The sequence below is a fragment of the Bradyrhizobium diazoefficiens USDA 110 genome, assembly GCF_000011365.1.
Classification (GTDB): Bacteria; Pseudomonadota; Alphaproteobacteria; order Rhizobiales; family Xanthobacteraceae; genus Bradyrhizobium; species Bradyrhizobium diazoefficiens.
On sequence record NC_004463.1, the window covers coordinates 2381029 to 2393014 of the forward strand.

An 11986-nucleotide genomic window follows, 5' to 3' on the forward strand; every position below is an offset into this window, starting at 1 on the left:
CATCGTCGCGGCAGCGCCTGATCGACGCATGTCGCCCCGGTCCACCCCGCTGTCGCATTCCGACAAGCCCGGCCAAATCCAGCCCCGCTTTGAACCTCTCCGCAATTCGCGGCGTCAAATCCCCGGAATTCAGGCGGCGCATGCCGATCATGGTGCCGGAGAGGGGCGAGAAATCAAATGGATGCAGCGAAAACGCCGGGCATCTTTGTTCACCAATATGCGGGCCTGCCGATTGGTCTGGCCTTCGAACAATGGCGCGATCGGGCCTTCGGGGCCTGCGGCCTCGACATCGGGCCGAGCCATGGCGACAGCATCGATTGCCGGCTCCAGATCAGCGTGGTCGACAATATCGCGCTGGCCATTCCCGAAGGCGCCTCCGCGCAATATACGCGCACTCAGAGCCACCTTGCCGACGGCAGCGACGATCTCGTCCTGATCGCGGCCCATGCGGGCCTCGTCCGCGTCGGGCAGAACGGCCACACCGTGGAGCTTGCGCCCGCGCAGATGGTGCTCGTCGACATGGGCATCACCGGCACCGTCGGCCATACCGACGAGGATCGCTTCACCACCATCCGCATGCCGCGCCGCGCGCTGCTCGACATCAATCCGCGCGCCGAGGAGAAGCTGTCGCAAGTGCTTGCCGACGGTGCGGTCGCCGAAACCATCTTCCGCTACCACGCGCTCGCCGCCAATCACGGCCCGCATCTAGACGCCGTCGGCCAGCGCCTGACCGCGCAGCACATGGTCGATCTCGTCGGCCTCCTGCTCGGGACCGATGCCGAGCACGCAAGCCTTATGCGCGGCCGTGGGCAGGCGGCGGCCCGTCTCGATCTCATGCGCGCCGACGTGATGGCCGCGCTTGGCCGCAACGATCTCTGCCTGGCGGAAGTTGCGACGCGCTCGGGCCTGAGCCCGCGCCAGGCGCAGCGCCTGTTCGAGCAGGCCGGCACGACCTTCACCGAATTCGTGCTGGAGCAGCGCCTGTTGCTGGCGCGCAAGCTGCTCGGCGATCCCCGCGCGAGAACGCGCAAGATCAGCGACATCGCGCACTCCTCGGGCTTCTCCGACCTGTCCTATTTCAACCGCGCCTTCCGCAAGCGCTTTGGCGCGACGCCGTCGGAACTGCGCGAGGCGTGAGCCGAGATCTTGTGCAGCGGCGCGCGCCGCAGCAGTTGGTCGGCAGGGGCTATTGAGCTATATCTGCCTGCGCGGGGCAGACCGCTCGATTCTTCGGGATAACGCAGTAGGCGGACATGACGCGTATTGTCGTGCTCGGCGCCGGGTTTGCAGGCCTGTGGGCGGCCATCGGAGCTGCGCGCAAGCGCGACGAGATCGGCGCTGCCGGCCGCGACATCGAGATCCGTGTCGTCGACCGCAATCCCTATCACAACATCCGGGTGCGCAATTACGAGGTGGACCTCAGCGAGGTCGCGCTTCCGCTTGGGCAATTGCTCGATCCGATCGGCGTCACTCACGGCCTCGGCGAGGTCGAAGCCATCGATCCGGCACGGCGCGAGATCTCGCTGGTCACGAGCGACGGCGAGGAGACCTTGGGCTACGACCGGCTTGTGCTCGCGGTCGGCAGCGAGGTGACGCGTCCCGACATTCCGGGCCTTGCCGACCACGCCTTCGACGTCGACACCTACATTGCGGCCCTGCGCCTCGAGGATCATCTCGTCTCGCTCGGGCGCAGCGTGCCGTCGCCGGGGCGTTCGACGGTCGTGGTGGTCGGCGCCGGCTTTACCGGCATCGAGGTCGCGGCCGAGATGCCGGACCGGCTGGCGCGTGCCGGGATCACCGGCAGCCGCTGCATCATCCTGGTCGATCCGAATCCGACGGTCGGCGCTACCATCGGCGCGCACGCGCGTCCCGTCATCGAGACGGCGTTGTCGGCGCTCGACATCGAGACACGCCTTGGCGCGCGTGTCGCATCGGTCGAGGCGGCCGGCGTTCAGTTGAGCTCGGGCGAGTTCATCCCGGCCCAGACGGTGATCTGGTGCGCCGGGCTACGTGCGAGCCGGCTGGCCGCGAGCCTTCCAGGCGCGCGCGATCGCCTCGGGCGCCTTCTGGTCGATCCGTTCATGCGGGTTGCCGATCTGCCTTGCGTGTTCGCGGCCGGCGACGTCGCCTCCAGCGTGGTCGACGGACTGCATCCCACCGTGATGTCCTGCCAGTTCGCCCGCCCCATGGGCCGCTTCGCCGGCCACAATGTCGTGGCCGATCTCCTGGGCCTGCCGATGCTGCCGCTGCGGATCGACTGGTACGTCACCGTGCTCGATCTTGGCAGTTGGGGCGCGCTCTATACGGAGGGGTGGGATCGCGAGGTCCGCACCACCGGCGCGGCCGCGAAGGCGACGAAGCAGACCATCAACCGCAAGCGCATCTATCCGCCGCTCAACGGGAGCAAGGACGAGCTGTTCGCTGCCGCAGCTCCAACCGTGCAGACGCCGCCGCCGACATATGGGGCGCGGTAGTGTCCCACATATCCGGTGTCATCGTCCGCGAAGGCGGACGATCCAGTATTCCAGAGACTGCAGGGGGATACGGAGAAGCCGCGGCGTACTGGATTCCCCGCCTTCGCGGGGAATGACAGCGGTGGTCTTGGCGGCATCCCGCGTGACATCCGCAGTGAAAAACATCACCCCAGACGTGAGAAAGCGCCCGTGGGGGGCGGGCGCTTTCTGTAGTCGACTTGGGGTTGGGGTCGTCTACATATCCACGTGGCGACTTTGGGGGGCTGGTAAAGAGCCGCGTGAATTCAAAAAAACTCGTCAGATCTCCTTAGCGAACGAGGGATGCGTTCGAACTGGTGATAACAACCGGCTTGCCGGCCTTGATGACGCGGGCCGTCTGGGTCAGACCTTCGTCCGAACCCGTGCGTGCCGTGATGCCGAAGCCTGCCACCGCGATCCCTGCGACGAGGGCTACGACCACGATCTTCAGGTGGGTCGAGCGATCTGCGCTGTAAATCGAGTGGTTCATGGAAGGCTCCTGCCGCCATCTACCCGAAGTAGTCGCTACCCTGTTCGGGCAGGTTCATGCTTCCGGTGCCCAACAACCTAGTATTGGGGGGATTCGTTCCCAAGGGGCGATCACAAGAGCGTGACAGGACGTGAAAGATCGCGATCAAAAACGATCCTTAATCGTGTAATTTCGTAATTATTTCAATGTCGTAATGTGCTTGTCAGGCGCCTTTTCCGCATCTGGTCGACAAGGCGCCAGGAACTCAAAAACCATTTGCCTGTGGCCGAAAAACACACGGCTTCTTAAGGCAAATCAGATGCTTCCGACCGTTTTCAACCTCGCCCTGGGGTGGATTTCAGCCTGCGACAGCACGGTCGTCTGAGCGCGGAACCGCTCGACGAGAGAGCGGACGAAGGGACGAATTGCCGCAGAGGTGACCAGCACCGGCGCCTCGCCTTCGCGCGCGGCGCGCTCGAAGGCCTCGCGTACGGCGGTCATGAACTCCGACAGTTTCGAGGGCTGCATCGCGAGGCTGCGCTCTTCGCCCTGGCCGATGATGGATTCGGCGAAGGCCTGCTCCCAGCGCGCCGACAGCGCGATCAGCGGCAGATAGCCGTTGTAGGAGGTGTTCTGCGCGCAGATCTGCCGCGCCAGGCGGGCACGGACGTGCTCGACCATGGTGGCGGGATTGCGCGAGAAGGCGAGCGAGTCGGCGATGCCCTCGAGGATGGTGGAGAGATCGCGGATCGAGATGCGCTCGGCGAGCAGCAGTTGCAGCACGCGCTGGATTCCGGAGACCGTGACCTGTCCGGGGACGATGTCCTTGACCAGCTCGCTCTGCTCCTTCGGCAGCTCCTTGAGCAGCTTCTGCACCTCGCCATAGGAGAGCAGGTCCGACATGTTGGCCTTGAGCAGCTCGGTGAGGTGGGTCGAGAGCACGGTCGCGGCGTCGACCACGGTGTAGCCCTTGAGCGAAGCCTCTTCCTTGAGGCTGGCATCGACCCAGGTCGCGGGCAGGCCGAAGGTCGGCTCGGTGGTGTGGATGCCGGGCACCTGAACCTGGCTGCCGCCGGGGTCCATGACCATGAACTGGTTCGGCCAGATCTTGCCGGTGCCGGCGTCGACCTCCTTGATCTTGATGATGTAGGTGTTGGCTTCGAGCTGGACGTTGTCGAGGATACGCACCGCCGGCATCACAAAGCCCATCTCGATCGCGAGCGAGCGGCGCAGCGCCTTGATCTGCTCGGTGAGGCGGTCGGTGCCGTCGGGGCCGTTGACCAGCGGCAGCAGCGCATAGCCGAGCTCGATCTTGAGGTCGTCGATCTTCAGCGCTGCGGAGATCGGCTCTTCGGTCGCAGCGGTGCCCGGCGCACCGGGCATGCCGGCCGCGGGCGCGGCCTTGGCAATTTCGTCAGCCTTGGCGGTTGCGCGGTTGCGGTTGCGCGCGGTCCAGGCCAGCGCACCGGCGCCGGCGCCGAGCGCGAGGAAGGGAATGGTCGGAATGCCCGGCAGCGCCGCCAGCACCAGCATGACGGCCGAGGACATCGCGAGCGCCTGCGGATAGCCGGAGAACTGCTTCATCAGGGCCTTGTCGGCGGCGCCGGAGACGCCGGCCTTGGAGACCAGCAGGCCGGCCGCGGTCGAGACGATCAGCGCCGGCACCTGGGTGACGAGGCCGTCACCGACGGTCAGCAGCGTGTAGCTGCGCCCGGCGTCGGCGAAGGACAGGCCCTGCTGCGCCACGCCGATGATCATGCCGCCGACGACGTTGATGAAGACGATCAGAAGGCCGGCGATGGCGTCGCCGCGGACGAATTTCGAGGCACCGTCCATGGCGCCGAAGAAGCCGCTCTCGTCCTCCAGCGCCTTGCGGCGCTCCTTGGCGACCTTCTCGTCGATCAGGCCGGCGGAGAGATCGGCGTCGATCGCCATCTGCTTGCCGGGCATGGCGTCGAGGTGGAAGCGCGCGGCGACTTCGGCGATGCGGCCCGAACCCTTGGTGATGACGACGAAGTTGACGATGATCAGGATGGCGAAGACGATGATGCCGATGACGAAATTGCCGCCCATCACGAAGCTGCCGAAGGCTTCGATGACGTGACCGGCGGCATCCGTGCCCTCGTGCCCGTGCGACAGGATCAGGCGGGTCGAGGCCATGTTGAGCGACAGCCGCAGCATGGTCGAGATCAGCAGGATGGTCGGGAAGGCGGAGAATTCCAGCGGCGCCTGGATGAACAGCGACGTCATCAGGATCAGGATCGAGAGCGTGATCGAGATCGCCAGGAACAGGTCCAGCACGATCGCGGGCAGCGGCAGGATCAAGACCACCAGGATGGTGAGGATGCCGAGCGCCAGCGCGATGTCGCCGCGCTTGAGGATGTTGACGATCTCGGTGAGGGTGGGGACGCCGGCGTTTGTGCTCCCTACGCCCTGTCCCGCGGTGACGTCGACCATGGTAGCTGCCTCCCCGCGCGACTGCCGGCCGCGCGCCCCAAACGTCTGCGCGGCGGCCGAAGGGCCGCCGTTCCGAAAGTGAGGCACCGCACTGGCGTCCACGGGGGACCTCCCGTTTTACGCGGCTGACGACACTCGACTTCACCCGGCAATTCTTGCCGGGTGTATGGTTAGCAAAGGGTTAACGAGGGGGCGGCAGGAGGTCAGACCGGGGTGTTTCGGCCTTCCGGGTCGTCATTCCGGGGCGGTGCGAAGCACCGAACCCGGAATCTCGAGATTCCGGGTCTGGTCCTGCGGACCGTCCCGGAATGACGGGGTAGGTGGCAAAGCTACTTCGCCTTCTCCATCTTCGTCACCGTGTAGCCCGAAGCCGCCTCCTCGGCTTCGAAGGTGACCTTGTCGCCGACCTTCACCTGCTTGAGCAAAGCCGGGTCCTTGACGCGGTAGACCATGGTCATGGGTTCATCCATGCCGAGGCTCTTGGCCGGCCCGTGCTTGAGCGTGATCTTGCCGGCGCTCTCGTCGATCTTCTTGACCTCGCCGCTGATCGAGGCGCCTGGCGCCGCGGCGGCACCGAAGGTCAGGCCGAGCGTCAGCGCGAGCGCGGCGGCGATGCGGGTGATCGATTTCATGGCTCTCTCCATTGCTTCACTTGACGGTGACGTGGCCGACCATGCCGTAGTCGCGATGGTCCGGGATCAGGCAGGAAAATTCGAACGTGCCGGCCTTGCTGAACTTCCAGAGGATCTCGGCGGTCTTGCTCGGGGCGAGCCGGACCCCGTTCGGGTCGTCGTGCTCCATGTGCGGATGTTTCTTCATCACCTCGGCGTGCTCGAGGTTCTCCTTGGTGGTGGCGAGCAGGAATTCGTGGTCTTCCTTGCCGCTATTGCGCAGCACGAAGCGGATCTGTTCGCCGCGTTCGACCGTGATGTTCGACGGCTCGTAGGACATCTCGCTCATCGCGATCTCGACGGTACGTGCCGGCTTCTTGGGATCGCCGGGCTCGCCGGCCGAAAAGGTCTCATGACCGTGCTGGTCATGAGCAATGGCCGGCGCGATCGAAAGCGCAGCCAGCGCGAGGGCGAGTTTGATCGTCTTCATCTTGTTCTCCAGTTGGTGGTTCATCGAAACGCTCACATCTTCATGTTCTTCATCGGCGGCGTGCCGCCTTGCTGCCGCGCCGGTTCCGCGGCCGGCGGCGTCACTTCGTAGGCGACGGTGCCTTGCGGGAATTTGTACGGGCCGGGATCGCGGTAATCGTCGCGCGCGAGGTCCTCGCGGATCTTCATCACCGTGAACATGCCGCCCATCTCGATCGGGCCGAACTGGCCGGTGCCGGTCATCATCGGCAGCGTGTTGTCGGGCGCGGGCATCTCCATGTTGCCCATCGCCATGCCGGTCGAGCCCATCGCCATGCTGTCTGGTGCGAGCTTGCCGACGGCCTTGGCAAGATCCTTGCGCGACACGCCAATGAGGGTGCGCACCTCGTGTCCCATTGCGTTCATGGTGTGATGCGACTTGTGGCAGTGGAACGCCCAGTCGCCGGGATTGTCGGCGAGCACGTCGAACACCCGCACAGCGCCGACGGGGACGTCGGTGGTCGTCTCGGGAATCTGCGCGCTCTCCGGAATCCAGCCGCCGTCGGTGCAGGTCACCGCGAAGCTGTGGCCGTGCAGATGGATCGGATGGTTGGTCATGCTGAGATTGCCGATGCGCACGCGCACCTTGTCGCCGAGCCGCACCGGCAGCGGATCGATCCCCGGAAACACCCGCGAATTCCAGGTCCACATGTTGAAGTCGGTCATCTCGTTGACCCGCGGCAGGTAGCTGCCGGGATCGACGCGATAGGTGCTCATCACGAAGACATAGTCGCGGTCGACGGGCCGGAAATTCGGGTCGCGCGGATGCACGACGACCATGCCCATCATGCCCATAGCCATCTGCACCATCTCGTCGGAATGCGGGTGGTACATGAAGGTCCCGCTCTTCTTCATCTCGAACTCGTAGACGAAGGTCTTGCCCGGATCGATGTGCGGCTGATTCAGCCCGCCGACGCCGTCCATGCCGCTCGGCACGATCATGCCGTGCCAGTGAACGGTGGTGTATTCGGGCAATTTGTTGGTGACGAAGATGCGGACCTTGTCGCCCTCGACGGCCTCGATGGTCGGGCCCGGCGACTGGCCGTTATAGCCCCACAGGTTCACCTTCATGCCTTCGGCGAACTCGCGCACCACGGGTTCGGCGACGAGGTGGAATTCCTTCCAGTCACCGTTCATGCGGAACGGCAGCGACCAGCCGTTCAGCGTGACCACGGGGCGATAGTCCGGGCCGCTGATCGGATGCAGCGGCGGCTGCATCACCACCTTGTCCATAGTGGGCGCTTCCGGAATCGACGCAGCCTGGACGCGGCCGCTGATGGCCGACGCGCTGGCAAGCGCGGCAGTGCCCAAGAATCCTCGGCGGGAATACATGCTGGCCTCCATCTCAGTGGTCGCCGTCGGCAGACGCTGCCGCGGCGATGGTGGTTGACGTGTCGCCGCCGGAAGCAGGCGAACCGCCGCCGTTGACGGCGGTCTGCAAGTCGGACTGGGCGAGGAAGAATCTTTGCCTGGCATCGATGGCGCCGCGCAGCGACGCCAGGCGCTGCCGCGCCTCGGTGAGCAACGCAAAAATGTCGACCTGCATGCTGGAGAAGCGGAGCTGCATCTCCTCGGTGATGATTTTGCGCAGGGGGATGATCTCGCGCTGGTAATGACTGGCGATATCGTAGGTGGACCGGTAGGTCCGGTAGGCATCGCGCGCCTCGGAGCGAACGTTCACGGCACGCTCGGTCAGGCGATTGAAGGCGAGATTGTAGGTCTCCGCCGCCTGCCGCACGCGCACCTCGCCGCCGTCGAAGATCGGGATCTGGAACTGCACGTCAAAACCGCGTTCGCGGAACGGCGCCCCTTCCGGATCCTGGGTGCGGCGCGAGATGCCGGCGAGATCGAGCAGCGTCACGAAGCGCGTCGCCTCGGTGAGATTGAGCGATTTGGCCAGCGCCGTCAGCTCGAGCCGCGCGATCTGCAAGTCGATGCGATGAGCGACCGCGTCGGCCTCGATCGAAGGCAGCGCTTGTGGCCGGCGCGGCAATGGCGGCAACTGGTTGGGCAGACGGAAATCGAGGCCGTCGTCCCATAGTCCCATCAGGCGCGCGAGCCTTTCGCGCGTGCTCGTCGCGGCCTGCCGTGCGGTCGCGAGGTCGGCGGTGGTCTCGGCGTAGAACACCTGTTCGCGGGCTTGGTCGAGCTTGTTGATCGAGCCGGTTTCGCCGAGCTTGACGGCGAGTTGGGCCGTCGATTCCGCCGTCGCTTTCGCGTCCGTCAGCAGCACCGCCAGCTCGTTGCAGGTGACCGCGCGGACATAGGCGCGGCGCACGTCGGCCGCGAGCCGCAACGTCGCCAGTGCCGCGCGCAATTGGGCCTGGCGGAAGCGGTCGCGCGCGATGTCGGAGCGGAACGGCAGGGTCGCCAGCGCGAGGATGTCACCGACCACCTGGCGCTCGATCTCGTTCGCGCCATTGCCCGATATCCGCGAGATCGAGAACACGGGATTGGGCGGCAGGCTTTGCTCCACCAGCTCGGTTTCGGCCAGCGCCAGCTCGTTGTAAGCGGCTTGCAGCCCCTTGTTGTTGAGCAGCGCGATCTGCACGGCGGTCTCGGCGGTCAGCGTGCGCGCCAGCAACCGGTGGACGGTCGCGTTGACAGCCTCGGCGCCTTCTGCCGATCGGACGAAGGCGACGTCCTTGTTGATGGTCTGGCTGGCGAGGTCCGAGACCGTCGTCATGCCGCCGTCCGGCGAGAACGCCATGCAGCCGGAGAGTCCGAACGCGGTGAGCATGAGCAGGCCCCGCGCAAAATGCTGTGTCATGGCGGGTTCCTAGCGGTCTTGCTTCGGCTGCGGCGCGACGGCGTCGTTGCGGTCGCGCCACGGCGCCGGCGTCGCAGGCCGCAGGCTGGTATAGGGCGCGACGGTCGACCGATAACTGGCGCGTGCGACCTTTGCCGAGGGATCGGCAGGATCGGCGTCGGCCACTTGCGTGGTGGCCGGCATGCAGCCGGCCAGCGCGAACGCAATCACGGCCAGCAGCGGCCAGCCAAATAGAAAGAGTCGTCCACGCACCGCGGATGCGGCGCCGGACTTCGCCCCGGAAAGGGTAAGCATGATTCATCCCTGAACTGTCGTGAGACCGCAGGCCCGCGCGCGCAGACGCGCGCTGGCCCTGACGTCATCGTGTCAGATCAGGCGATGGGGGGACGGTAGAGCAGGGGCGGCGCCTCGCTACGCAGGCTGGCCACGATCTCGGGCGCGCAGGCGGAGATGGGCTGAAGCGGCTTGGCGACGACGGGCAGATCGGCCGGCAGCGCACTCACGCACATCATCGCGCAGCACGGGCCGACTGTTCCCTTGCCGTCATGATGATGCGGAGCAGGCGCGTCCTGCGCCGCGGTCTGGGGATGCGCATGCGGTCCGGCGTGGTCATGCGAAGCGCCGTCATGCATGTGGCCGGCTGGCGTCTGATGATGCACCGGCACGACGTCGGCGAGGAGCGCGTCGTCGAGGCACGGCGCCGGACCATTGCCCCAGGCAAGGCTTGCGGCCGGCGCGAGCACGCAGAACAGATAGGCGAGGGCGATGATCCGCCCCACCCTGATCCGCATCGATCGTGTCAATCGCAACAGCATTCCGCCGATAGGCTCCTCGCGCGGCAGTCTTGCACACGCAGATTGCAAACTAATGGCAAAACGCGCATCCGCCAAGCTTCTTCTTACCGCAGTGCACCGCGCATGCCCAATATCACGCCACGAAGCTTGACCGTGTTCCGATCCGCGGGCCATGGTCCGGCCCGTGCACGCCCCAAATCATCCAGGACATACATCAGACTCCTTCAGCCCTGATTCCCGTCAGGCCTGGGTGCGGCTTGTCATTGCGCTTCTGATCGGATCGATCGGAGGCGTCGGCATGTGGGCGATCGTGGTCATGATTCCCGCGGTCCAGGCCGAATTCGCAGCGACGCGCGGCGCGGTGTCGCTGGCCTTCACCCTCATGATGTTCGGCTTCGGGCTTGGCGGCGTGATCGCCGGCAAGATCACCGACCGATTCGGCATCGTGCCGGCGATGGCGATCAGCATCGCCTTCCTCGGCGTCGCCAATGTGCTCGCGGGCCTGTCTGGTCAACTCTGGCAGTTCGTGGCGGCGTATTTCCTGATCGGGCTCGGCACCTCGGCGACCTTCGCGCCGCTGATGGCGGAGGCTTCGCACTGGTTCGAGCGCTATCGCGGGCTGGCCGTGACCATCGTCGCGAGCGGCAATTACGTCGCCGGCACAATGTGGCCGCCGCTGGTGAATTGGGGCCTGCAGACGATCGGCTGGCGCATGACCCATATCGGCATCGGTCTCGTCTGCGTGGGCTTGATGACGATCCTGGTGCTGGTCCTACGCGCGCAGATGGGCGGCAACAAGGTTCGCGATCATGCCAATGCACCGCCGCCGCGGGTCGATCTCAAGCTCTCGACCAATACGCTGACGGTGCTGCTCTCGATCGCCAGCATCTCCTGCTGCGTCGCCATGGCGATGCCGCAGGTGCATATCGTCGCCTATTGCGGCGATCTCGGTTATGGCGTGGCGCGCGGCGCCGAGATGCTGTCTTTGATGATGGCCTGCGGCATCGTCAGCCGCATCGGCTCGGGCTTCCTTGCCGACAAGATCGGCGGCGTCCGCACGCTGCTGGTCGGGTCGCTGGCGCAGGGCTTTGCGCTGGTGTTCTACCTGTTCTTCGACAGCCTCGCCTCGCTCTACCTGATCTCCGCGATGTTCGGACTGTTTCAGGGCGGCATCGTGCCGAGCTACGCCATCATCGTGCGCGAGGCGATGCCGGCTGGCGAGGCGGCGACCCGTGTCGGCATCGTGATCTTCGCCTCGGTGTTCGGCATGTCGTTTGGCGGCTGGGTGTCGGGCGTCATCTTCGATGCCACCGGCTCGTATGCCGCGGCGTTCGCAAACGGCGTGGCCTGGAACGCGCTGAATATAGGCATCGTCCTGACCTTGCTGATCCGCTCGCGGATGAATTCGGTCAAGGCAAGACCGGGTTTCGCGACCTAAACCGCCTGTCCCGCCTTCAGCAGCGAGCAGCCGGTGATCTTGTAACTGCCATCGGCCTGCTGCTCGAGCGTGTAGAGCGCCTCCCAGGCCTCGCCATTGGCGTCGACGATGTGGACGCGCTGGGCGATCCAGTTGCCTTCGGTCTTGCTGTCGCCGAACTCGAAACTCTTGTGGCGGTAGACCGGCGCGTAGCCGTTTTGCACCATGGACATGAAGATGTCGGGCGCCGGAAAGATCTCCTTGATTGCCGGTGCGGCATAGGAATAGGCGGCCGTGGCATCGTCGCGGACGAACGCCTGCTCCTGGGCGCGGATGATGCCTTGTGCCGCGGCGATGTCGTCGGCCAGTGCGCAGAACGGGCTGAGAGCAACAGCGAGAAGGAGAAGCAAGGCTGCGACGCGCACGACAGGCTCCGCGTTGATATCCC

Annotated in this window: 12 protein-coding genes; 3 read left to right on the forward strand and 9 right to left on the reverse strand. The window is 65.5% G+C overall.

Translation table 11 applies throughout. From position 1 onward, the window contains the following. The first annotated feature begins 177 nt into the window (after positions 1-177). Together BJA_RS10750 and BJA_RS10755 are read left to right on the forward strand one after the other, a co-directional pair. Positions 178-1137 (forward strand): helix-turn-helix transcriptional regulator, encoded by a 960-nt coding sequence (locus BJA_RS10750; RefSeq protein WP_011084992.1) that lies wholly within the window; start codon positions 178-180, stop codon positions 1135-1137. Positions 1138-1253: 116 nt separating this feature from the next. After that, a complete protein-coding gene (locus BJA_RS10755; RefSeq protein WP_011084993.1) occupies positions 1254-2474 on the forward strand; it encodes an NAD(P)/FAD-dependent oxidoreductase in 1221 nt (406 codons plus the stop codon). A gap of 307 nt (positions 2475-2781) precedes the next feature. Here BJA_RS10755 and BJA_RS10760 read toward each other — a convergent pair whose 3' ends face one another. The 8 genes from BJA_RS10760 to BJA_RS10795 form a co-directional block, all read right to left on the reverse strand. Next, entirely contained in the window at positions 2782-2982 is a 201-nt protein-coding gene (locus tag BJA_RS10760; RefSeq protein ID WP_011084994.1) for a hypothetical protein, read from the reverse strand. A 294-nt stretch (positions 2983-3276) separates the two neighbouring features. After that, entirely contained in the window at positions 3277-5418 is a 2142-nt protein-coding gene (flhA, locus tag BJA_RS10765) for a flagellar biosynthesis protein FlhA (RefSeq protein WP_038966504.1), read from the reverse strand. A 329-nt stretch (positions 5419-5747) separates the two neighbouring features. After that, positions 5748-6050, reverse strand: a complete 303-nt coding sequence (locus tag BJA_RS10770; RefSeq protein ID WP_028175166.1) for a copper-binding protein — start codon at positions 6048-6050, stop codon at positions 5748-5750. A gap of 16 nt (positions 6051-6066) precedes the next feature. Next, the gene (locus BJA_RS10775; protein WP_028175167.1) at positions 6067-6519 is read right to left on the reverse strand and encodes a cupredoxin domain-containing protein; all 453 of its coding nucleotides are present in this window, start codon (positions 6517-6519) and stop codon (positions 6067-6069) included. A gap of 32 nt (positions 6520-6551) precedes the next feature. Continuing rightward, a complete protein-coding gene (locus BJA_RS10780) occupies positions 6552-7889 on the reverse strand; it encodes a copper oxidase (protein WP_011084998.1) in 1338 nt (445 codons plus the stop codon). A 13-nt stretch (positions 7890-7902) separates the two neighbouring features. Continuing rightward, positions 7903-9327, reverse strand: a complete 1425-nt coding sequence (locus tag BJA_RS10785) for a TolC family protein (protein WP_011084999.1) — start codon at positions 9325-9327, stop codon at positions 7903-7905. Between the two features lie 9 nt (positions 9328-9336). Continuing rightward, positions 9337-9621, reverse strand: coding sequence for a hypothetical protein (locus BJA_RS10790; RefSeq protein ID WP_011085000.1), 285 nt, complete (start codon positions 9619-9621; stop codon positions 9337-9339). 77 nt (positions 9622-9698) lie between these two features. Next, entirely contained in the window at positions 9699-10142 is a 444-nt protein-coding gene (locus tag BJA_RS10795) for a hypothetical protein (RefSeq protein ID WP_038966505.1), read from the reverse strand. Between the two features lie 151 nt (positions 10143-10293). Between BJA_RS10795 and BJA_RS10800 the strand changes: the two genes are divergently transcribed. Continuing rightward, positions 10294-11559 (forward strand): MFS transporter, encoded by a 1266-nt coding sequence (locus BJA_RS10800; protein WP_011085002.1) that lies wholly within the window; start codon positions 10294-10296, stop codon positions 11557-11559. Here the strand turns inward: BJA_RS10800 and BJA_RS10805 are convergent. Next, positions 11556-11963, reverse strand: coding sequence for a DUF4864 domain-containing protein (locus BJA_RS10805; protein ID WP_011085003.1), 408 nt, complete (start codon positions 11961-11963; stop codon positions 11556-11558). The genes BJA_RS10800 and BJA_RS10805 overlap by 4 nt on opposite strands. Positions 11964-11986: the final 23 nt, after the last annotated feature.

Bases quoted from the DNA above. Each gene is read 5' to 3' on its own strand.
- BJA_RS10750 (WP_011084992.1), top strand. From the start codon at position 178: ATGGATGCAGCGAAAACGCCGGGCATCTTTGTTCACCAATATGCGGGC.
- BJA_RS10755 (WP_011084993.1), top strand. From the start codon at position 1,254: ATGACGCGTATTGTCGTGCTCGGCGCCGGGTTTGCAGGCCTGTGGGCG.
- BJA_RS10760 (WP_011084994.1), bottom strand. From the start codon at position 2,982: ATGAACCACTCGATTTACAGCGCAGATCGCTCGACCCACCTGAAGATC.
- flhA (WP_038966504.1), bottom strand. From the start codon at position 5,418: ATGGTCGACGTCACCGCGGGACAGGGCGTAGGGAGCACAAACGCCGGC.
- BJA_RS10770 (WP_028175166.1), bottom strand. From the start codon at position 6,050: ATGAAATCGATCACCCGCATCGCCGCCGCGCTCGCGCTGACGCTCGGC.
- BJA_RS10775 (WP_028175167.1), bottom strand. From the start codon at position 6,519: ATGAAGACGATCAAACTCGCCCTCGCGCTGGCTGCGCTTTCGATCGCG.
- BJA_RS10780 (WP_011084998.1), bottom strand. From the start codon at position 7,889: ATGTATTCCCGCCGAGGATTCTTGGGCACTGCCGCGCTTGCCAGCGCG.
- BJA_RS10785 (WP_011084999.1), bottom strand. From the start codon at position 9,327: ATGACACAGCATTTTGCGCGGGGCCTGCTCATGCTCACCGCGTTCGGA.
- BJA_RS10790 (WP_011085000.1), bottom strand. From the start codon at position 9,621: ATGCTTACCCTTTCCGGGGCGAAGTCCGGCGCCGCATCCGCGGTGCGT.
- BJA_RS10795 (WP_038966505.1), bottom strand. From the start codon at position 10,142: ATGCTGTTGCGATTGACACGATCGATGCGGATCAGGGTGGGGCGGATC.
- BJA_RS10800 (WP_011085002.1), top strand. From the start codon at position 10,294: ATGGTCCGGCCCGTGCACGCCCCAAATCATCCAGGACATACATCAGAC.